The organism is Nonomuraea sp. NPDC050556 (assembly GCF_044457355.1).
GTDB lineage: Bacteria > Actinomycetota > Actinomycetes > Streptosporangiales > Streptosporangiaceae > Nonomuraea.
Map to the genome: position 1 here is coordinate 816,471 of NZ_JBITGU010000002.1, position 18,150 is coordinate 834,620.

22 protein-coding genes are annotated in these 18,150 nt (G+C 70.9%); 9 read left to right on the forward strand and 13 right to left on the reverse strand.

Going from position 1 to position 18,150, the window contains the following annotated elements; all coding sequences use genetic code 11:
• Positions 1-12: 12 nt before the first annotated feature.
• The 3 genes from ACIBG8_RS21860 to ACIBG8_RS21870 form a co-directional block, all read right to left on the reverse strand.
• On the reverse strand, positions 13-1,104 hold the full coding sequence (locus ACIBG8_RS21860) for a serine hydrolase domain-containing protein (RefSeq protein WP_397344700.1): 1,092 nt from the start codon (positions 1,102-1,104) through the stop codon (positions 13-15).
• 11 nt (positions 1,105-1,115) lie between these two features.
• Positions 1,116-2,081: a hypothetical protein gene (locus tag ACIBG8_RS21865; RefSeq protein ID WP_397344701.1), complete on the reverse strand. Its 966-nt coding sequence runs from the start codon at positions 2,079-2,081 to the stop codon at positions 1,116-1,118.
• A 166-nt stretch (positions 2,082-2,247) separates the two neighbouring features.
• The gene (locus tag ACIBG8_RS21870; protein WP_397344702.1) at positions 2,248-3,183 is read right to left on the reverse strand and encodes a hypothetical protein; all 936 of its coding nucleotides are present in this window, start codon (positions 3,181-3,183) and stop codon (positions 2,248-2,250) included.
• A 30-nt stretch (positions 3,184-3,213) separates the two neighbouring features.
• On the opposite strand from ACIBG8_RS21870, the gene ACIBG8_RS21875 reads away from it, so the two are divergent.
• A complete protein-coding gene (locus ACIBG8_RS21875) occupies positions 3,214-3,624 on the forward strand; it encodes a MarR family winged helix-turn-helix transcriptional regulator (RefSeq protein ID WP_397344703.1) in 411 nt (136 codons plus the stop codon).
• An 8-nt stretch (positions 3,625-3,632) separates the two neighbouring features.
• Here the strand turns inward: ACIBG8_RS21875 and ACIBG8_RS21880 are convergent, their stop codons facing one another.
• Genes ACIBG8_RS21880 through ACIBG8_RS21890 form a run of 3 tightly spaced genes read right to left on the reverse strand, consistent with a single transcriptional unit; the run spans position 3,633 to position 5,408 of the window.
• Positions 3,633-4,130 (reverse strand): GNAT family N-acetyltransferase, encoded by a 498-nt coding sequence (locus ACIBG8_RS21880; RefSeq protein WP_397344704.1) that lies wholly within the window; start codon positions 4,128-4,130, stop codon positions 3,633-3,635.
• Positions 4,130-4,648 (reverse strand): hypothetical protein, encoded by a 519-nt coding sequence (locus ACIBG8_RS21885; RefSeq protein ID WP_397344705.1) that lies wholly within the window; start codon positions 4,646-4,648, stop codon positions 4,130-4,132. Before ACIBG8_RS21885 ends, ACIBG8_RS21880 begins: the two co-directional genes overlap by 1 nt.
• A gap of 1 nt (position 4,649) precedes the next feature.
• Positions 4,650-5,408, reverse strand: a complete 759-nt coding sequence (locus ACIBG8_RS21890; RefSeq protein WP_397344706.1) for a helix-turn-helix domain-containing protein — start codon at positions 5,406-5,408, stop codon at positions 4,650-4,652.
• A gap of 83 nt (positions 5,409-5,491) precedes the next feature.
• Between ACIBG8_RS21890 and ACIBG8_RS21895 the strand changes: the two genes are divergently transcribed.
• A complete protein-coding gene (locus ACIBG8_RS21895; protein WP_397344707.1) occupies positions 5,492-6,469 on the forward strand; it encodes an aldo/keto reductase in 978 nt (325 codons plus the stop codon).
• On the opposite strand, the gene ACIBG8_RS21900 is transcribed toward ACIBG8_RS21895, so the two are convergent.
• The 3 genes from ACIBG8_RS21900 to ACIBG8_RS21910 all read right to left on the reverse strand — a co-directional run bounded on the left by ACIBG8_RS21900 (position 6,423) and on the right by ACIBG8_RS21910 (position 9,745).
• Complete coding sequence (locus tag ACIBG8_RS21900; protein ID WP_397344708.1) at positions 6,423-7,433, reverse strand: ArsR/SmtB family transcription factor; 1,011 nt, start codon at positions 7,431-7,433, stop codon at positions 6,423-6,425. The genes ACIBG8_RS21895 and ACIBG8_RS21900 overlap by 47 nt on opposite strands.
• A 165-nt stretch (positions 7,434-7,598) precedes the next feature.
• Positions 7,599-7,790, reverse strand: coding sequence for a hypothetical protein (locus tag ACIBG8_RS21905; RefSeq protein WP_397344709.1), 192 nt, complete (start codon positions 7,788-7,790; stop codon positions 7,599-7,601).
• Entirely contained in the window at positions 7,781-9,745 is a 1,965-nt protein-coding gene (locus ACIBG8_RS21910) for a beta-galactosidase (RefSeq protein ID WP_397344710.1), read from the reverse strand. The genes ACIBG8_RS21905 and ACIBG8_RS21910 overlap by 10 nt, the downstream gene beginning before the upstream one ends.
• A 156-nt stretch (positions 9,746-9,901) precedes the next feature.
• Here ACIBG8_RS21910 and ACIBG8_RS21915 point away from each other — a divergent pair, with 156 nt between their 5' ends.
• From ACIBG8_RS21915 to ACIBG8_RS21930, 4 genes are read left to right on the forward strand one after another with little or no spacing between them, the layout of a single operon-like run.
• The gene (locus ACIBG8_RS21915; protein ID WP_397344711.1) at positions 9,902-11,209 is read left to right on the forward strand and encodes an ABC transporter substrate-binding protein; all 1,308 of its coding nucleotides are present in this window, start codon (positions 9,902-9,904) and stop codon (positions 11,207-11,209) included.
• The gene (locus ACIBG8_RS21920; protein WP_397344712.1) at positions 11,199-12,068 is read left to right on the forward strand and encodes a carbohydrate ABC transporter permease; all 870 of its coding nucleotides are present in this window, start codon (positions 11,199-11,201) and stop codon (positions 12,066-12,068) included. The genes ACIBG8_RS21915 and ACIBG8_RS21920 overlap by 11 nt, the downstream gene beginning before the upstream one ends.
• Entirely contained in the window at positions 12,065-12,877 is an 813-nt protein-coding gene (locus tag ACIBG8_RS21925; RefSeq protein WP_397344713.1) for a carbohydrate ABC transporter permease, read from the forward strand. The genes ACIBG8_RS21920 and ACIBG8_RS21925 overlap by 4 nt, the downstream gene beginning before the upstream one ends.
• Entirely contained in the window at positions 12,878-13,876 is a 999-nt protein-coding gene (locus ACIBG8_RS21930; protein ID WP_397344714.1) for a LacI family DNA-binding transcriptional regulator, read from the forward strand.
• Here ACIBG8_RS21930 and ACIBG8_RS21935 read toward each other — a convergent pair.
• Positions 13,873-14,790, reverse strand: coding sequence for an SDR family oxidoreductase (locus ACIBG8_RS21935; RefSeq protein WP_397344715.1), 918 nt, complete (start codon positions 14,788-14,790; stop codon positions 13,873-13,875). The genes ACIBG8_RS21930 and ACIBG8_RS21935 overlap by 4 nt on opposite strands.
• Positions 14,791-14,883: 93 nt before the next feature.
• On the opposite strand from ACIBG8_RS21935, the gene ACIBG8_RS21940 reads away from it, so the two are divergent.
• The 3 genes from ACIBG8_RS21940 to ACIBG8_RS21950 are packed head-to-tail and all read left to right on the forward strand — an operon-like array spanning position 14,884 to position 16,586.
• The gene (locus tag ACIBG8_RS21940) at positions 14,884-15,558 is read left to right on the forward strand and encodes a TetR family transcriptional regulator (protein ID WP_397344716.1); all 675 of its coding nucleotides are present in this window, start codon (positions 14,884-14,886) and stop codon (positions 15,556-15,558) included.
• Between the two features lie 46 nt (positions 15,559-15,604).
• Positions 15,605-15,919, forward strand: a complete 315-nt coding sequence (locus ACIBG8_RS21945; protein ID WP_397344717.1) for a nuclear transport factor 2 family protein — start codon at positions 15,605-15,607, stop codon at positions 15,917-15,919.
• 1 nt (position 15,920) lies between these two features.
• Positions 15,921-16,586: a CDGSH iron-sulfur domain-containing protein gene (locus ACIBG8_RS21950; protein WP_397344718.1), complete on the forward strand. Its 666-nt coding sequence runs from the start codon at positions 15,921-15,923 to the stop codon at positions 16,584-16,586.
• Here ACIBG8_RS21950 and ACIBG8_RS21955 read toward each other — a convergent pair.
• The 3 genes from ACIBG8_RS21955 to ACIBG8_RS21965 are packed head-to-tail and all read right to left on the reverse strand — an operon-like array spanning position 16,570 to position 18,116.
• Positions 16,570-16,959: a MerR family transcriptional regulator gene (locus tag ACIBG8_RS21955; protein WP_397344719.1), complete on the reverse strand. Its 390-nt coding sequence runs from the start codon at positions 16,957-16,959 to the stop codon at positions 16,570-16,572. The two genes, ACIBG8_RS21950 and ACIBG8_RS21955, sit on opposite strands and share 17 nt — an antisense overlap.
• The gene (locus ACIBG8_RS21960; RefSeq protein ID WP_397344720.1) at positions 16,956-17,240 is read right to left on the reverse strand and encodes a hypothetical protein; all 285 of its coding nucleotides are present in this window, start codon (positions 17,238-17,240) and stop codon (positions 16,956-16,958) included. The genes ACIBG8_RS21955 and ACIBG8_RS21960 overlap by 4 nt, the downstream gene beginning before the upstream one ends.
• A 39-nt stretch (positions 17,241-17,279) precedes the next feature.
• Positions 17,280-18,116, reverse strand: a complete 837-nt coding sequence (locus ACIBG8_RS21965; protein ID WP_397344721.1) for a sulfurtransferase — start codon at positions 18,114-18,116, stop codon at positions 17,280-17,282.
• Positions 18,117-18,150 lie beyond the last annotated feature (34 nt).

The window sequence follows — 18,150 nt, forward strand, 5'->3', positions numbered from 1 at the left end:
CGTCGGATCCTTTCACGAGCAGAATTCGGCGGCGAGCACGGCGTCGAAGGGCGCCAGGCCGCTCCAGTCGCCGTTGACCTGGGTGGTCACGAAGTGCTTGCCGTCCTTCGAGCCCATGGCGTACACCCACGAGCCGAAGGTGGCTCCGCCGCCGCCCCAGACGGTGACGCCGCAGGGCAGCGTCTGCGAGAAGACGCCGAGGCCGTAACGGGTGTTCGGGATCCAGCCCGAGGTCTCGACCGTGGTGAGCAGCTCCTTCTGCTCGGCCGCCGGCAGCAGGCGCCCGCCCAGCAGGGCGCGGAAGAAGACCTGCAGGTCGCCGGTGGTCGAGACGGCCCCGCCCGCCGCCCAGGCGAAGGACTGGTCGGCGTCCGACGCGTCGTACACCTTGCCGCCTGGGACGAACAGGGTCGAGTAGTGCACGGGGTGCGGCCCGCGGATCACGGTGTCGGCGCCGGGCAGGTAGGTGCCGGACAGGCCCAGCGGGCGGGCGATCCGGCGCTCGATCTCCCTGGCGAGCGACCTGCCGGTGATCTTCTCCACGATCATGGCGGCGAGGAAGTAGTTCGTGTTGGAGTAGCCGAAGCCCTTGCCCGGCTGGAAGTAGGGCGGGTTGCGCAGGCCGATCTTCACGAGCTCCTCGGGGGTGTGGACGTCGTAGCGGTGCTCGAACCACGCCTCGCCCACCCCCAGCTTGAAGAACTCCGGGTCGTTGCCGTAGTTGAAGATCCCGCTGGTGTGGTTGAGCAGCTGCCTGACGGTGATCGTGTTTCCGTCGTAGCCGTTGCCCTGGACCAGGCCTGGCAGCCACTTCTCGACGGTGTCGTCGAGGCTCAGCCTGCCCTCGCCGACGAGCTGCAGCACGACGGTGGCGGTGAGCGCCTTGGTGGCGCTGCCGATGCGGAACCGCTCCTGCGCCTTGCGCTTGCGCCCTGTCTCGGTGTCCGCGGCTCCGGCCGAGCCGTACCAGCGCTTGTGCCCGTCGCGGACCTCGGCCGCCATGCCGGGGGCGCCGTCGGCGACCGCCTGGTCGAGCGCGCTCTGCACGCCTGGGGTAGTCGTCAGCATCACGGTGGCGAGGAGCACATTGGTCATGAACGTCATGGCAATTCCTTTCAGTGAACGAGCTGAGGGACGAGCGTGGCGGTACGGCGCGCCTTGACGATCACCCATGCGGTGGTCGTCAGGGTCAGCGCGGCCACGGCGGCGAAGGCGGTCAGGGTCTGCGCGTCCGGGTGGATGAACGACTGCCCGCGACCGGCCTGCCAGGTGACGACGGCGACGAACCCCGAGTAGCCGAGCGCGCCGATCCCGACGAGCCGGGCGCGCACCTGCTCGTCGCGCAGCCACACCCGCCTGGCGGAGAGCGCTGCCAGGATCGCGGCGAGGACGAGCAGGGCCTGGATGCCGTGCAGGGCGAAGAAGTGCGGCGCGCGGAAGTCGCCGCCGGTGGCGCTCCAGTTGGTGAGCGGCATGCCGGTCCCGTCGGGGGCGCCGATGCCGTGGCCCTGGTACATGGGGATCCGCGCGCCGTTGGCGTCGGTGACCGTGCGGGCGTGGATCTCGGTGACCATCCAGTAGAGCGGGATGAGCATGCCGGCGGTGGCCAGCCCGATGCCCCAGCGGATGGCGCGGTTGAGCGCGGCGCCCGCCGTGCGCTGGACGAGGATGACGACCGCGAGGATGAGCTGGGTGATGAGGACGATCATCACGCCGTAGGTGAGGACGGGGACCAGCGCGAGGGTGACCGGGTCGGTCTGGCTGGCGTTGAAGTGGCTGAAGGTGCCGCGCGCCGCCTGGACGGTGATCGCGCCGACCTCGACGGTGGCCGCGACGGCGAACACGGTGCCGAGCCACCAGCCGAGCCGCCTGGCCTTGGTGAGCTTGGTGAGCAGCCAGGCCAGCGTGCCGGCGTAGAGGGTGAAGGCGAAGCCGAACTTCAGCGGTTTGACCCAGACCGACTCGTTGAGCAGCGTCCGGTCGTCGATGACGAGCCCGGCGGCTGCGGCGAGCATGAGGCAGAACATCAGGGCCGAGCAGATGGCCAGCGGGCGGTGCCAGGTGCGCCAGGCGATCGTCATGAGCGGAGTTCCTTTCGCGATAGCTCTTGTTTCGACAACGTGAAAGCTACAGTGCTTTCACAGAGTCGTCAACGCTCGATTGCAGAGCTAGTAGGCGCTCTTGCAATGGCTTTGAGAGCAAACGCAAAGGAAGCCTTGCAATGGGCTGCGGCTTAATGCAACAGGCTCAGACGCAGGGGAACACGGCGGCGAGCGTGGCCAGTGCCGGGTCCAGGGACGTGTCCCCCGGCTGGTAGGCGGGGCCGGGGCGGCGGCCGACTGCCAGCCGTACGGCGGTGAGGTTGGCCGCCGCGCGGGCGTCGTGGCCCTCGATGGAGCGGATGGCGTCGATCGCGTCGGCCAGGTGCGGGGTCGTGCGGGTCAGCGCGCGGTGGATCTCCAGCGGGCGGGCGACCTGGTCGAGCCGGCGCCTGGCGCTGACGAACCGCTCCCAGCCGTCCGGGTCGGCGAGGGCGGCGAGGGCGTCGGCGACCCTTCTGCGCACGACGTCGGTGGTCCTGATCGGGGCGACCAGCCAGGAGGTGGCGATCGCCAGGACGGCGCCGGTGACGATGGCGCCCAGCCGCAGGCCGAGCGCGCCCTGGCCGAGCAGCGAGAGGGCGGCGGTGACCCCGGCCGCCCAGTAGGCGTAGCTCCTGGAGCGCAACCAGGCGGCGGCGACCAGCACCGGGAGGGCCAACCAGACCGCCCCGGTGAACGGCACGGCCAGAACGGTGCCCGCGGCCGCGCCGAGCGTGCGCAGCACGCCCCGGTAGGCGGCGTCGGCCCGCCCGCGCGCTCCGGCGCACACGATGTACGCGGTGAGCACCACCCAGCCCCAGTGCTCGCCGAACAACAGCTTGCCCGCGATCAGCGCCAGCGTCAGCGCGACGGCGGTCTGCAGGGCCATCCTGGTGGCGGCCCTGGGGTTGGGGGCCGACGGGTGGCGCAGGACGTACGCGGCGCTGAGCGCGCTGACGACGGCGACGAAGGCGAGGCTCGCGGGGGCGGGCGGCATCGGTACGGCCAGCAGCGTGACGATCGGCAGCGCCGCGAGGGTGGCGGCGCGGGGGAAGGAGCGGCGCAACCACACGAGGGCGGCGATCATCAGGACCGCGAGCATGCTCCCGATAGTAAGTGATATCTTAGCAATATGACCAGCGAGGTTTCCGAGATCCGGCAGGGCGTCACGCGGCTCGCGCGCCGGATGCGTGCCGTACGGTCGCCTCAGGCGCTCAGCGGCAACAAGCTCGGCGTCCTGTCCCACCTGCACCGGCACGGCCCAGCCACGGCGGGCGAGCTGGCCGCCGCCGAGCGCCAGCAGCCGCAGTCGCTCACCAGGGTCTTCCGCGAGCTGGAGGCGGACGGCCTGGTGACGAGGTCAGCCGACGACCAGGACCGGCGGCAGTCCGTGTTCACCCTCACCCACGCGGGCGCCGAGGCGCTGCGCGACGACATGGCAGAGCGCGACGCCTGGCTCGCCACGGCCTTGGACGGGGTCACCGAGACCGAGCGCCAGCTCCTCCTGATCGCCGCACGCCTCATGGACCGGCTGTCTTATTAAGAGGCTACTTACAAAAAGGTCTCGTACTCGACCTGGTCGACCAGTCGGCCGTCGCCGTAGTCGAAGCCGCGGACCGCACCCGACTCCGCGAAGCCGGTCTTGAGGTAGAAGCGGCGCGACTGCGGCGTGTCGCGCAGCGTCCACAGGTGCGCGTGGGTGAAGCCGCGCTGGCGCAGCGCGTCCAGAGATGCGGCAATCAGCACCTTCGCGACGCCGCTCCCCCACCCGTCCGGATGGCCGTAGAAGCCGAAGATCTCCGCCGACCCGGGGTGCGACGGCGACGGGCCCATGGACGAGAACGCCAGCGGCCGCCCGTCCACCGCCCCGAGCATGACGATGTCCCTGCCCTCGGCGAGCACGGCGTGCCAGCGCGTGCGGCGGCGGTGCAACGCCGTGTCGAAGAACTCCTGGTCGAAGAAGCCCGCATAGGCGGCCCGCCAGGACTCCGCGTGGATCTCCCCGAGGACGTCGCCGTGTTCGGGCAAAGCGCTGTAGACCGTGAACATCAGAGCCAGCCGGCCCTGGCGTCCGTCAGGGGCGCGTCGGAGGGGGCGACGCCCAGCTCGCCCGCGCGGACCCGGTCGAGCAGCCGCCCGGCGGCCTCCACGATCTCGGGCGCCGCGGCGCGCAACGCGGCCTTGTCGTCGTCGCCGAGCACGGCCAGCGGCCCGTCCGCCGCCTCCAGGCGCTCGGCCAGCCACTTCAGCGGCTCCGCCGACAGCCCGCGGTCGAACACCCGGGAGCTCGGGTCCCAGCCGGTGAACTCGGGGTGGTGATGGGTGCGGTCGAAGCTGCCCGGCTGCCCGTCCACCGACTCCAGCAGGTCGAGGCGCCAGATCGGCCGCCCAGCCGCGATCGGCTGCGCGGAGTAGATCGTCCCCTTGAGCTCGCCTCTGTCGAGCTCCCTGACCTCCAGGCGCACGCCGTGCTCGGCGCCCTCCTGGCCCTTGGCGGGCTTCGGGTCGACGAAGTAGAGGTCGCTCAGCAGGACGCCGGTACGTTCGAAGCCGAAGACGTAGAGCATGTCACCCCTCGAGATAGACGATCAGCCGTTGTTCCTCGGAGTCGGGCAGCTCCAGGCTCTCATAGGCGAGCGTCAGCGTGCCCCACCGCTCGACGCCCGTCCTGGCGGGAAGCGCGCCTGGGCTGTCGTAGCGCCTGCTGAACTCCGCGCCCGCCAGCTCGTCGGCGAGCAGTGCCGCGTGATGGTCGCCCAGCGCGGCTGCCGCCCTGAGTTCCGAGGCGCGGGCGTCGGCCATGGCGTCCCAGTCCGGGAACGCCGTGCGCGCACGGGGGTCGGTGAAGACGTACCTGGCGAGGTTGGGCACCTCGGGCTCCAGCAGGCCGATCGGGAGGGCGAGCTTCTCGAAGCCGGAGGTGAAGGCGAGCACGTCGGTCAGCGTGTTGACCACCAGGGCGGGGGCCGGGTCCAGGCGGTCGAGCACCGCGCGCACCGTGGGCCGGACCGTGCGGCCGGGCGGCTGCGCCGCTGCGGCGCACGCGCCGCCGGTGACCGCCTTGACCAGCCGGTGCAGGTGGATCCGCTCGTCAGCGGGCAGGCGCAGCGCGTCGGCGAGCGCGGCGAGGATCTCGCCGGACGGGCGGCGGTCGCGCCCCTGTTCCAGGCGGGTGAGGTATTCGACGCTGACCCCGGCGAGCGTGGCCAGCTCGGCACGGCGCAAGCCTGGGGTACGGCGGCGCGGCCCGGCGGGCAGGCCGGCGGCCTCGGGGGTGGCGGCCTCGCGCTTGGCCCGCAGGAAGGCGCCGAGCTCGTTGTCTGCCATGCCTGGAGTCTATGCGTGGCCCTGCCGGGGCCAGTCTCGGCGCGGTCTCCCTGCCTCCGGCCGCGCGATGCAGACTCCTGCCCATGCGTTACCGACTGCTGGGCCGTACCGGCCTGCGTGTTTCCGAGGTGTTCTTCGGCGCCATGAGCTTCTACCAGCGGGGCGGGCCGTTCAGGGAGATGCTCGACCTGTACGCCGAGGCGGGCGGGAACGTCGTCGACACCGCCTCCGCCTACGGCGAGAGCGAGGCGATCCTGGGCGAGCTGCTCGGCGAGGAGCGCGACCGGTTCGTGCTCGCCTCGAAGTACACGCTCCAGCGCGACCGGCGCGACCCGAACGCGGGCGGCAACCACCGCAAGAACCTCACCCTGTCCCTGGAGCAGAGCCTGCGTCGGCTGCGTACCGACTACATCGACCTGTTCTGGGTGCACATCTGGGACAGGCACACCCCGATCGAGGAGACGATGCGCGCCCTCGACGACGCCGTGCGCGCGGGCAAGGTCCTCTACGTGGGCATCTCCGACGCGCCCTCCTGGCTGGTCGCCCGCGCCAACACGCTGGCCGAGTGGCGCGACTGGACGCCGTTCGCCGGGCTGCAGGTGCCCTACAACCTGCTGAAGCGCGACGTGGAGCGGGAGCTGCTGCCGATGGCCGAAGCGTTCGGCATGAGCGTGGCCGCGTGGGGCCCGCTCGCGGGCGGCGTGCTGTCCGGCAAGTTCACCGCGCCGGGCGGCGTGGACGGGCCGACGCGGGTCAACCCCGCCACCCTGACCGAGCGCGACCACGCGGTGGCGCGGGCCGTCCAGAAGGTGGCCGGTGAGCTCGGCGCCAGCGCGGCCCAGGTGGCGATCGCCTGGACCAGCAGCAGGTACGCGGCCGTGCACCCGATCGTCGGCGCGCGCGACGTGTCCCAGCTCGCCGACAACCTGGGCGCGATCAACGTGGACCTGCCCGCGGAGGCGATCGCCCAGCTGGAGGCGGCGACCGGGTTCGAGCTGGGCTTCCCCGGCGACTTCATCGCGGAGTACGAGTCACACGGTCTGCCGGTCGAGGGCCGTTGAGCAGGTCGGCGCCGAGCCCGGTCGCGCAGTGCACGACCTCCTTGCCGCGCCGGTGGCTGGCCACCAGCCCGGCCTCCCTGAGCACGGCCACGTGCTGGCTGGCCGAGGCGAGCGAGATCGACAGCAGCCTGGCGAGCTGGGTCGTGCTGCGCGCCTGACCGGTGGCCACGCTCTCGAGTACGGCGGCGCGGGTCCTGCCGAGCAGCGCGGTGAGCGAACGTTCCTCGATGCCGCGGTCGGCCCAGCCCAGCTCGTGCTCGATGGGGCAGACCAGGACGGGCGGCAGCTCGGGGTCGCGCAGGGTCAGCGGCCCGGGAAAGCAGAAGAACGAGGGCAGGATGACCAGGCCGCGCCCGTCGAGGTACATGTCGCGGTCGGGCACGGTGTCGGTCAGGTACTCGATGGTGAGCACAGGCGGCTGCCAGGTGATGCGCGGATGCAGGCTGGACAGGAGCGCCTCCGTGCCGCCCGCGGCGAGCGCGCGTAATCGCTGCGCGCGGTCGGCCTGCACGTCGGACTGGATCCTGGCCCAGTACGGCTGGACCGCCGCGTCGTGGAAGGCGCGCAGCTCGCCGCCGAGCCGGCGGACCGTGTCCAGCTCGCCGTCGGCCAGCGAGCGCGCCCACGACGGCAGCGGCCGCTCCTCGTCGAGCCTGCCCAGGTCGGTGGTGAGCCTGGCCGTGCCGGTGGACAGCACCGCGTCGACGCCTGCGGTCAGGTCGAGCGCGCCCGCGCTCGGGGTGACGAAGTCGGCGATGTACCCGACCGGGGGCGCCAGGCGCCAGAACATCTCCACCGACCGCGGCATGGCGCGGCGGGCGAGCTGCTTCCACGCGCCGAACACCAGGGTGGCGTAGTTGTTGCACAGCAGGTTCGCGGCCAGCGTCATCTCCCACAGCGGATCCGGCCCGTCGGCCAGCCTGACCCGGCACAGGTCGTCGCTGGTGAAGTGGATCCGCTGCATGCCGACATCATCCCGATATCCGGACGTTTCGGCCAGGAATGAAAGGTAGTTGTCATGGTCCGGGCGCGCACTGATGGTTACCGCAGACGGCGAACGTCACGGAGGCACGTTCGCCGTCACCAAGACAGTCCGAGCTCCAGCTCGTGGCGGATCGGAATGCCGTCGTTACCCGCCCCCGGAATCGACGGCTTGAGCAACCGCGACCGCGTCGACCAGCGCGGTGCCCACGCCCGCGCCCTCGCGGACGGCGTCGAGGGTGACGAGCTCCCAGTCCGTGCCGGGGCGGTAGCGCGAGGTGAACAGGTCGGTGAGCCAGGCGAGGTCGTCCGCGGCGAGCGGGCGGGTGCTCAGGGGCATGGGGACGAGCCTACTGAGATCACCGCCACTCCCCCCGCGGGAACCTCGCCGGTGAAAGGGGCGCCGGTGAGCAGGTCCTGCCCGGTGATCCCGGGCACCTGGGCCGGGGTGTCGGCGTGGTTGATCAGGAAGGCGTGGCCGCCCCGCCGTACGAGCTCCAGGGTCTCGGGCAGGCCGTGCGGGCGTTGTACGGCCGCGCCGTCCAGCACCTGGCGGAGGAGAGCGCGCAGGTCGGCGGGGTGCGGCGCGGTGGCGAGGTACCAGGCCGTGCCCGCGCCCAGCGCGTGCCGGGTGACCGCGGGATGCCCCGCGTCCGGCCCGTCGCCGAAGGTCCGTACGGCTGCCGCCCCATGGAGCCGGACCCGCTCCGACCAGATCCGCGCCGGCCGGTCCAGCGTCACGGTCTGGTCCGCGCGCAGCGGGTGGAACTCCTCCACGGACAGCCCGAGCACATCGCGCAGAGCCCCGGGGTAGGCGCCGTGGTGCACGGTGTCGTGCTCGTCGACGATGCCGGAGAAGTACGAGACGAGCAGCGTGCCGCCGGTCTCGACGTACCGCTGCAGGTTCTTGGCCGAGGCGTCCGCGAGCAGGTAGGAACTTGGCGCCACAACCACCCGGTATCTCGAAATATCGGCGGAAGGGTGGACGAAGTCGACGGTCACGTGCTCGCGCCACAACGCCTCGTAAAAAGCTTCCACCCGTTCCAAATATGACAGGTCGCCCGACGGGCGCCACTCCAGCTCCAGCGCCCAGTACGACTCCCAGTCCCAGACGATCGCCACCTCCGGCGCGTCCACCCGCGCCCCCCTGAGCCCCGCCAGACCACGCAGATCGGCGCCGAGCGCGACCACGTCCCGCCAGAGCTGCGAGTCCGTACCGGCCTGCGGCACCATCGCCGAGTGGAACTTCTCCGCGCCGAACCTGGACGCCCGCCACTGGAAGAACAGCACCGAGTCCGACCCGCGCGCCACGTGCGCCAGGCTGTTGCGCCGCATCTCGCCCGGCCGCTTGGCGATGCCGCGGTCCTGCCAGCTCACCGCGCCGGTCGAGTGCTCCATGATCATCCAAGGGCCGCCACCGGCGAGTGACCTGCTGAGGTCGGCCGACATGGCGAGCTGGATGTGGTTGTCCTCCCGCTCGGCCACCAGGTAGTGGTCGTTGGCGATCACGTCGAGTTCGGGCGCCCAGCTCCAGAGGTCCATCGACTTGCAGTTGACGGTCCCGGCGAAGTTGGTGGTGACCGGCTTGCCGGTCCCGGCGAGAAGCGAGCGCTGCAGCCGGTAGTGCGCCAGATGCTCGTGGTTGGCGAAGCGGGCGTAGTCGAGGCGCTGGGCCGGGTTGACCACGGTGTGGCTCCAGCGGGGCGCGTCGATCTCGGCCCACTCGCCGTAGGTCTGGCCCCAGAACGTGGTGCCCCACGCCTCGTTCAGCGCGTCGAGGCTGGCGTACCGGGTGCGCAGCCAGTCGCGCCAGGCGTGCACGGAGGCGGGGCAGTAGCACTCGCCGAGCGGCGCGCCGTACTCGTTGTGCACGTGCCACATCACGACGCCCGGGTGGTCGCCGTAGCGCTCGGCGAGCCTGCCGACCAGGCGCGAGGTGGCGGCCAGGAAGCCGGGATGGCTGGAGCAGGCCGTCTCCCTGCCGCCGAACCCGATGCGGGTCCCGTCGCGGGTGACCGGGAAAGCGTCCGGATATTTCCGGAAGAACCAGGCGGGTGGGGCGGCCGTCGGGGTGCCCAGGTTCACCGAGATCCCCGACGCGTGCAGCCGGTCCACGACCTCGTCGAGCCACTCGAAGGCGTAGACCCCGTCGCGCGGCTCCATCCGCGCCCAGGCGAAGATGCCCAGGCTCACCAGGTTGACCCCGGCCTCCCGCATGAGGCGCACGTCCTCCTCCTGCACCTCCAGCGGCCACTGCTCGGGGTTGTAGTCACCGCCGAAAGCCAAACCCTGCACGTTTCCCCCTTCGAGCTTCTGTGAACGTGCACAGTAGCCCACTCCTTTCAGAAAAAGGAAGAAGTGCCTGGTGGTTAACGAGAACGTAACGACCGTTGACAGGTCACATGTTGGCGAATCAGTCTGTGCACGTTCACAGAAGAGACCGGAGGCACAATGCGCACCAACCGCCTGGCCGTCGCCGCCCTGGCCACGATGCTGGCCGCGGGCTGCGGCGGGACGACGCCCACCGCACCGGCGGCGAGCCCCGCGGCGAAGGCCGCAGCAGCGCCGGTGACGCTCACGTACTGGACCTGGGCCCCGAACATGGACAAGATCGTCAAGGTCTGGAACGACGCCCACCCCGAGATCCAGGTGACCGTCAGCAAGCAGGCGGGCGGCGACGACGCGGCCGCCAAGTTCCTCACGGCGGCCAAGGCGGGCAACGCCCCCGACCTGGTCCAGGCCGAGTACCAGCACCTGCCGTCGTTCATCGCGGCAGAGGCGGTCGCCGACATCGCCAAGGGGGCCGCCCCGGTCAAGGCGGAGTTCAGCGAGGGCCTGTGGGGCCTGGTCACCCTGGGCACGGAGGCGGTCTACGGCATCCCGCAGGACAGCGGGCCGATGATGTTCTACTACCGCAAGGACCTCTTCGAGAAGTACGGCATCGCCGTACCGAAGACCTGGCAGGAGTACGCCGAGGCGGCGCGCAAGGTGCACAGGGCGGACCCGAAGGTCTACCTCGGCACGTTCTCCAGCAAGGACCCCGGCTGGTTCGCCGGGCTCTCCCAGCAGGCCGGGGCCCAGTGGTGGGGCATCAACGGCGAGGCGTGGAAGGTCGCGGTCAACGACGACGCCACGAAGAAGGTCGCCGACTTCTGGGGCGGCCTGGTCAAGGAAGGCGTCATCGACAAGCAGGCGTTCTTCACCCCCGAGTGGAACAAGTCCCTCAACAACGGCACCCAGCTCAGCTGGCCGTCCGCGGTGTGGGCGCCGGGCGTGCTGGAGAGCAACGCGCCGAAGGCCAAGGACAAGTGGGCCGTCGCGCCGCTGCCGCAGTGGAACGCCGGGGAGAACGTCAGCGGCTTCTGGGGCGGCTCCGCCGTCGCCGTCTCCGCCTCCAGCAAGAACACCGACGCCGCCGTGACGTTCGCCACCTGGCTCAACACCGAGTCCCAGGGCGTGGACCTGCTGGTCAAGGAGGCGTTCATCTACCCGGCCGCGTCCAAGGCGCAGAGCGCGCTCGGCGAGCCGCCCGCCTACTTCGCGCAGAGCCAGCCCGACTTCTGGCAGCAGGCCTCCACGGTCGGCGCGACCGCGCGCGGCTTCACCTTCGGGCCGAACGTCGGCGTGACCTACAACGCCTACAAGGACGGCTTCGACGCGGCCGTGGCTGGCAGGTCCACGTTCGGCGACGCCGTACAGAAGATGCAGGACGCGACGGTCGCGGACATGCGGAAGTCGGGATTCACCCTTGCGCAGTAAAGCCGCGCCGTACGTCTTCCTGGCGCCCGCTGTCGCCCTGTTCACGTTGTTCCTGGCGGTCCCGATCGGCTACACGGTCTACCTGAGCACGCGCAGGACGAAGGTCTCCGGGCTCGGCCTCGGCAAGGGCGCCAAGAAGGAGATCTTCGTCGGGCTCGACAACCTCAGGGCCGCGGCCGCCGACCCCGAGCTGTGGGCGGGCTGGCTGCGGGTGCTGGGCTACGGCGCGATCGTGCTGGTGGTCATGCTGGGGCTGGCGCTGGTGTTCGCGCTGGCGCTCGACTCGGCCCGGGTACGGCTGGCCAGGTTCACCCGCGTGTCGATCTTCCTGCCGTTCGCGGTGCCTGGAGTGGTGGCGTCGTTGATGTGGGGGTTCCTCTACCTGCCCGGGATGACGCCGCTCGCCGGGGTCGACTTCCTCGCGCCCAGCGCGGTCCTCTACTCGATGGCGAACATCGCGGTCTGGGGCGGCACCGGGTTCAACATGCTGGTCCTCTACACCAACCTGCGCGCCATCCCCCGCGAGTTCTACGAGGCGGCGCGCATGGACGGGGCCTCGGAGCTGTCGATCGCGCTGCGGGTCAAGATCCCGATCCTGATGCCGGCGATCATCCTGACCACGGTGTTCTCGATCATCGCGACGATCCAGGTGTTCACCGAGCCGACGACGTTGCGCCCGTTCTCCAACACGATCAGCTCGACGTGGAGCCCGCTCATGAAGGTCTACCGCGACGCGTTCGTCACCGGCGACCTCTACTCGGCGGCGGCGACGTCGATCGTGATCGCGGCGATCTCGCTGGTGTTGTCGTTCGGCTTCCTGCGCGTGGTGCGCGGGCGCGCCTTCGGGGAGGCCTCGTGAGGGCGACCGGCGTCCTGGTCCTGGGCGCGATCTACTGCCTGCTGCCGGTGAGCTGGGTGCTGGTCTCGGCGACCAAATCGCCCGGCGAGCTGTTCACGCTGCCCACGTTCATGCCGGGCACCGGTTTCCTGGACAACGTGGCCGAGCTCAACGCCTACCGCGACGGCGTGTTCTGGCGCTGGCTGCTCAACACCCTCGTGTACGCCGGAGGCGGCGCGCTGCTGTCCACCGCGGTGTCGGCCGTGTCCGGGTACGCGCTGGCGAAGTACCGCTTCCCCGGCCGCAACCTGATCTTCAACCTCCTCATCGGCGGCATCCTCGTGCCCGCCGTCGTACTGGCGATCCCGCAGTACCTGGTGTTCTCCAAGATCGGGCTGGCCGACACGTACTGGGCGGTGCTGCTGCCGCAGGTCCTGCACCCGTACAGCATCTACCTGGCCCGCATCTACGCCACAGCCGCCATCCCGGACTCGCTGCTGGAGGCCGGGCGCATCGACGGCGCTTCGGAAACGCGGCTGCTCGGCCGGGTGGGGCTGCCGCTCATGGTGCCGGGAATGGTGACGATCTTCCTGTTCCAGTTCGTGGCGATCTGGAACAACTTCCTGCTGCCGTTCATCATGCTCGGCGACGACGGCAAGTTCCCGCTGACCGTCGGCCTCTACACGCTGCTGGCGGCGGGGGCGAACCAGCCGTCGCTCTACAACCTGATCATCACCGGCGCGCTGCTCTCGATCGTCCCGCTGATCGCGCTCTTCCTCACGATGCAGCGATACTGGAAGACCGATCTCTCCAGCGGAGCCGTGAAGTAAGTGAAGCGCCCCACGATCCACGACGTCGCCGCAGCGGCAGGCGTCTCCCGCGGCACGGTGTCCCGCGTGCTGAACGGTGACCGCTACGTGAGCACGGCCGCCCGGGTGGCGATCGAGCGCGCCATCGCCGAGACCGGCTACGTCGTCAACCGCAACGCCAGGAGCCTGGTCACGCAGCGGTCCGGCTCGGTGGTGATGGTCCTGTCCGAGCCGCACGAGAAGATCTTCGAGGATCCCAACTACAGCACCACGATCCGCACGGCCATCAGGCGGCTGGGCGAGCGCGACCTGTCGCTGGTCATGATGATCGCCGGTGACGACGGCGACCGGGACCGGGTGCTGCGTTACGTGAAGGGCGGTCACGCGGACGGCGTGCTGCTGCTGTCCACGCACGCGGGCGACCCGCTGGTCGAGGCGCTGCGCTCCACCGGGGTGCCCGCCGTGTCGTGCGGCGCGGTGATCGGCATGGAGAGCGTCATCCCGTTCGCCGCCTGCGACGAGCGCGGCGGCGCCCGCCAGATGACCGAGCACCTCATCGCGCGGGGGCGCAGGAAGATCGCGATGATCACCGGGCCCATGGACACGCCTGGCGGCATCCAGCGGCTGGAGGGCTTCGCCGAGGTGCTGGGGCGCAAGGCGTCCAAGAAACTGATCGAGTACGGCGACTGGACGCGGTTGTCCGGCGAGCGGGCGATGGCGCGGCTGCTGGAGCGCGCGCCCGACCTCGACGCGGTGTTCGCGGCCTCCGACGTGATGGCGTCGGGGGCGCTGGCGACGCTGCGGGCCGCCGGTCGGCGCGTGCCCGAGGACGTCGCGGTGGGCGGGTTCGACGACTCGTCGGTGGCCGCTTCCACGCACCCGCCGCTGACCACCGTGCGGCAGCCGCTCGGGGCCATCGCGGAGGAGACCGTACGGATGCTCCTCGAACTCGTCGACGGCGCCGACCAGGTGGACCCGGTGATACTGCCCACCGAACTGATCGTCCGCGACTCCGCCTAAGCGCTCACCCCGGTCAGGAGCTCTGCCTCCGACCACAGGCGGGCGTTGGCGTCCGGGTCGAGGGCGCGCTTGGTGATCCGGGCGTTGGCCGTGGGGCCGACGAGGCCGAACCGCCCGTTGGGCCCGTAGTAGCCGCCCGCCGCCGCCCGCGGGCTGGTCGCCGCATAGAGGAGCGGCTCTGTGCCCTGCTCCACCTCCTGCGAGGGCAGGAAGTTCAGCGAGTTCAGCAGCGTGTACAGCCCCGACGGCCGGTCGCGGCCGAGGCTCGGCCCGGCCGTCTGCAGGTTGGTGCGGGTGTAGCCGGGGTGCGCCGCGTTGCTCATCAGGTGCCAGCCCCGCTCGGTCGAAAGAGCCGCGAGCTGTACGGCCAGCATCAGGTCGGCCAGCTTCGACTGCGCGTAGACCAGGTTGGCGCTGTACCGCCGCCGCTCCCACTGCAGGTCACCCCACTGGATGCGGCCGTAGTTGGCGGTGCCGCTGCTCATCGTGGTCACCCGCGGCTCCTTGGCGGTCAGCAGCAGCGGCAGCAGCCGCGCGGTCAGCGCGAACGGGCCGAGGAAATTGCTGCCGAACTGCAGCTCGAAGCCGTCCGCCGTGGTCATGCGGGTCGGCACGGCCATCACCCCGGCGTTGTTGACCAGCAGGTCGAGCGGCGTGCCCTCGGCGCTCAGCCCGTCGGCGAACTCCTTGACCGAGGCGAGGTCGGCCAGGTCGACGCGCCGGATCTCGAGCCGGGCGTCCGGGTGGCGGGCGAGGATCTCGGCGCGCGCCTGCTCGCCCTTGGTGACCGTACGGACCGCCATGACGACGCGCGCGCCCGCAGCGGACAGGCGGCGGGCGGCCTCCTTGCCCGTGCCGCTGTTGGCGCCGGTGACGACGGCCAGCTTGCCGGTCAGGTCGGGGACCGTGTACATGACCACTCCTTTAAAGACTGCCGGTCTGTTAATCTCGACCGTAGCAGACCTTCGGTCTCTTAACAAGAGACCATCGGTCTGTAGACTTCACGCATGACTTTCCAACGCGCGCGCAGCGAAGAGCAGCGCGCGGCGCGCAGGCAGACGATCCTGGACACCGCGGCCGCGATGCTGACCGAGATGCCGGTGACCGAGCTGAGCCTCAACGAGCTGAGCAGGCGGGTCGGGCTGGCCAAGTCGAACGTGCTGCGTTACTTCGAGTCGCGCGAGGCGGTGCTGCTCGAACTGCTCGACCGCGCGTTGCGTGAGTGGCTCGACGAGGTGGACGGCGCGCTGGCCGCCGCCGTCTCCCCCGAGGCCTCCGCCGCGGTGCGCTGCGACCAGATCGCCGCCGCGCTGACCGCGTCGCTGGCCGCGCGGCCGGTGTTGTGCGACCTGATCAGCGCGCAGGCGGCCGTGCTCGAAAGGAACGTCTCACCGCAGGTCGCCGCCGCCTACAAGCGGGCGGCCATCGCCGACGTGGGCATCCTGGTGACGTTGCTGCGGCGGCACGTCCCCGAGCTCGGCGAGCACGACCTGGTCAGGTTCGCCGGAGCGGCCGTCATGGCGGCGGGGGCGATCTGGACGCACTCCCAGCCCTCGGCCGCGATGCTGGCCGTCTACGCGGCCGACCCGGCGCTCGCCGTCCTCAGGATCGACTTCGCCACCACCCTGCGCGAGCTGCTCGAAGTGCTGCTCGCCGGGTTGCTCGCCAGGTCCGGTGATTGACCAACGCCTGGGTTTGCCTATAGCGGGAGGCGGCGAGCATGCGAGAGTGACCGACGCCAAGCACCCCGCCGTCGCCGCCCTCGTCGCGGCCATCAACGCGGGCGACCGCGCCGCCTTCCTGGACCAGCTCGCGCCCGGCGCGACGCTGAGCGACGACGGTCGTGACCGCGAGCTCGACGACTGGATCGACCGGGAGATCTTCACGGTCGGCGGGCGCATCGACATCGAGAGCCAGGACGACTCCGGGCTCGACCTCGTGGCACGCTTCCGCAACGACACCTGGGGCGCGATGCGCACCAAGTGGCACTTCACCCTGGACGGCTCAGGCAAGATCGTCCGCATCGACACCGGGCAGGCGTGACGTGCGGATCTCCGTCACCGAGAACGGCCCGTACGAGGTGAGCGGCGGCGTGCCGCTGGCCGTACAGGAGATCGTGGCAGACGAGGCGGGCGAGTCCGTCTCGTGGCGCGAGGGACGGGCCTTTCCTGGCAAGGCGTCCTATGCGTTGTGCCGCTGCGGCCAGTCGGGCAACAAGCCGTTCTGCGACGGCTCGCACGCCACGACCGGGTTCGACGGCACCGAGACCGCCACCCGCGAACCGTACCTCTCCCAGGCGGGCGAGCAGGACGGGCCCGACCTGACGCTGACCGACGCCGAGCCGCTGTGCGCGTTCGCCCGCTTCTGCGACTACGGCGGGCAGATCTGGAACCTCGTCGAGGAGCCTGGCCAGGCCGACCTCGTCGAGCGGGAGGCGGCGAACTGTCCCTCTGGGCGGCTCGTCGCCTGGCGGCTGGCCGAGCGCCAGGCGCTGGAGCCCGAGCTGCCGCCGTCGATCGGCCTCGTGGAGGACCCGGCGCAGGGCGTCAGCGGTCCGCTGTGGGTGCGCGGCGGCGTCACCGTGACGGCCGCGGACGGTACGGAGTACGAGCGGCGCAACCGGGTGACGTTGTGCCGCTGCGGCGCCTCGCGCAACAAACCGTTCTGCGACGGCTCGCACGCCGCTGTGGGGTTCAAGGACGATCTGTGAACGGGATCGGGCAGCGGGGTTCGTGGGCGCAGGCGACCAGGTCGTCGCAGCCGGCCGCGAGCGCCTGACGGAGCGTGGCCGCGACGAGGGTGAGGTCGGCGATCTTGGCTTCCACCTCGGCCAGCTTCTCCCGCAGGCCCGTCCCTGGACTGCGGCGCGCGCCGAGCAGCCCGGCCACCTCGTTCAAGGTGAAGCCGAGCCGCTGAGCTGCCTTGATCACCCGCAGGACGGTGACCGCCTGCGGCGCGTAGACGCGGTGTCCGCCCGGGGTGCGCTCCGGCTCGGGCAGCAGGCCGCGCCGCTCGTAGTAGCGCAGGGTCTGGGCGTTGACGCCCGCGGCCTCGGCCAGCTGCCCGCTGCTCAGCCCGGTCACGGCACCTTCGCCGCCAGGGCGGCCACGATGTCCTCTGGCCCGGCGATGTCCAGCGACAGCTCCTCGCCGGTGATCTTCATGGTGAAGGTGAAGAACGAGCAGCAGCCGCTCTCCCTGGCCGCCAGGTCCGCCACCTTCGCCGCCAGCTCGACGCCGAACACCAGGCGCAGCCCGCCTGGGCGATGTTCAGCGCCGGTGGCCTGGCCGAACAACGTCTCGAACTCCGCGACCCGCGTCGGCCGCTCGGCGGACGGCAGGGTGCACGCGCCATCGATTTCCATACCCCGAAGGTAAGCCTGTACCGGGGTACCGGATGCAAGTCACACGTTGTCCCAGATCCTGCCGTCGCCGAGCTCGATCGGCACGCCGACCAGCGAGCCGTACTCCGTCCACGAACCGTCGTAGTTGCGCACGTCCTGGTGGCCGAGCAGCTCGTGCAGCACGAACCAGGTGTGCGCGGACCGCTCGCCGATCCGGCAGTAGGCGATCACCGGGCCGGTCAGCTCGCCGTAGATCGCGCGCAGGTCGGCGTCCCCCTTGAAGGTGCCGTCCGCCTCGCACGCCTGCGACCACGGCACGTTCACGGCCGCCGGGATGTGGCCGGGGCGCTGTGCGGCCTCCTGCGGCAGGTGGGCTGGGGCCAGCAGCCGTCCCGCGTACTCGTCCGGCGAGCGCACGTCCACCAGGTGCGCGCCGCCCTGGAGCACCTCGTCGCGCAGCGCGCGGATGTCGGTGCGCGGCTCGTCGGCCGTGTAGGTGGTGCGCGGCCTGTCGGGGACCGCGCTCACCAGCGGCAGCCCTTCGAGCTCCCACTTCTTGCGTCCGCCGTCCATGAGCAGCACGTCGCGGTGACCGTAGATCGTGAAGTACCAGAACGCGTAGGCGGCGAACCAGTTGTTGTTGCCGCCGTAGAGGACCACGGTGTGCTCGCGGGCGATCCCCCTGTCCGACATCAGCCGCTCGAACCCGGCCCGGTCCACGAACTGCCTGCGTACCGGGTCCTGGAGGTCCTTGGTCCAGTCGAGGCGGATCGCGCCGTCGAGGTGGCCGCGGTCGTAGGCGGTGGTGTCCTCGTCCACCTCGACGAAGACGACGGCGGGATCGTTCAGGTGCGCCTGCGCCCAGGCGGTGTCCACCAGTGCTTTCTCTCGGGTCATGCCTCGACGGTGGCCCCGGGCGATCGACGATTGA

What these genes read in the sequence shown, in the direction of transcription:
- ACIBG8_RS21860 (WP_397344700.1), bottom strand. Translation starts at nt 1,104, where the DNA reads ATGACGTTCATGACCAATGTGCTCCTCGCCACCGTGATGCTGACGACT.
- ACIBG8_RS21865 (WP_397344701.1), bottom strand. Translation starts at nt 2,081, where the DNA reads ATGACGATCGCCTGGCGCACCTGGCACCGCCCGCTGGCCATCTGCTCG.
- ACIBG8_RS21870 (WP_397344702.1), bottom strand. Translation starts at nt 3,183, where the DNA reads ATGCTCGCGGTCCTGATGATCGCCGCCCTCGTGTGGTTGCGCCGCTCC.
- ACIBG8_RS21875 (WP_397344703.1), top strand. Translation starts at nt 3,214, where the DNA reads ATGACCAGCGAGGTTTCCGAGATCCGGCAGGGCGTCACGCGGCTCGCG.
- ACIBG8_RS21880 (WP_397344704.1), bottom strand. Translation starts at nt 4,130, where the DNA reads ATGTTCACGGTCTACAGCGCTTTGCCCGAACACGGCGACGTCCTCGGG.
- ACIBG8_RS21885 (WP_397344705.1), bottom strand. Translation starts at nt 4,648, where the DNA reads ATGCTCTACGTCTTCGGCTTCGAACGTACCGGCGTCCTGCTGAGCGAC.
- ACIBG8_RS21890 (WP_397344706.1), bottom strand. Translation starts at nt 5,408, where the DNA reads ATGGCAGACAACGAGCTCGGCGCCTTCCTGCGGGCCAAGCGCGAGGCC.
- ACIBG8_RS21895 (WP_397344707.1), top strand. Translation starts at nt 5,492, where the DNA reads ATGCGTTACCGACTGCTGGGCCGTACCGGCCTGCGTGTTTCCGAGGTG.
- ACIBG8_RS21900 (WP_397344708.1), bottom strand. Translation starts at nt 7,433, where the DNA reads ATGCAGCGGATCCACTTCACCAGCGACGACCTGTGCCGGGTCAGGCTG.
- ACIBG8_RS21905 (WP_397344709.1), bottom strand. Translation starts at nt 7,790, where the DNA reads ATGCCCCTGAGCACCCGCCCGCTCGCCGCGGACGACCTCGCCTGGCTC.
- ACIBG8_RS21915 (WP_397344711.1), top strand. Translation starts at nt 9,902, where the DNA reads ATGCGCACCAACCGCCTGGCCGTCGCCGCCCTGGCCACGATGCTGGCC.
- ACIBG8_RS21935 (WP_397344715.1), bottom strand. Translation starts at nt 14,790, where the DNA reads ATGTACACGGTCCCCGACCTGACCGGCAAGCTGGCCGTCGTCACCGGC.
- ACIBG8_RS21940 (WP_397344716.1), top strand. Translation starts at nt 14,884, where the DNA reads ATGACTTTCCAACGCGCGCGCAGCGAAGAGCAGCGCGCGGCGCGCAGG.
- ACIBG8_RS21960 (WP_397344720.1), bottom strand. Translation starts at nt 17,240, where the DNA reads ATGGAAATCGATGGCGCGTGCACCCTGCCGTCCGCCGAGCGGCCGACG.
- ACIBG8_RS21965 (WP_397344721.1), bottom strand. Translation starts at nt 18,116, where the DNA reads ATGACCCGAGAGAAAGCACTGGTGGACACCGCCTGGGCGCAGGCGCAC.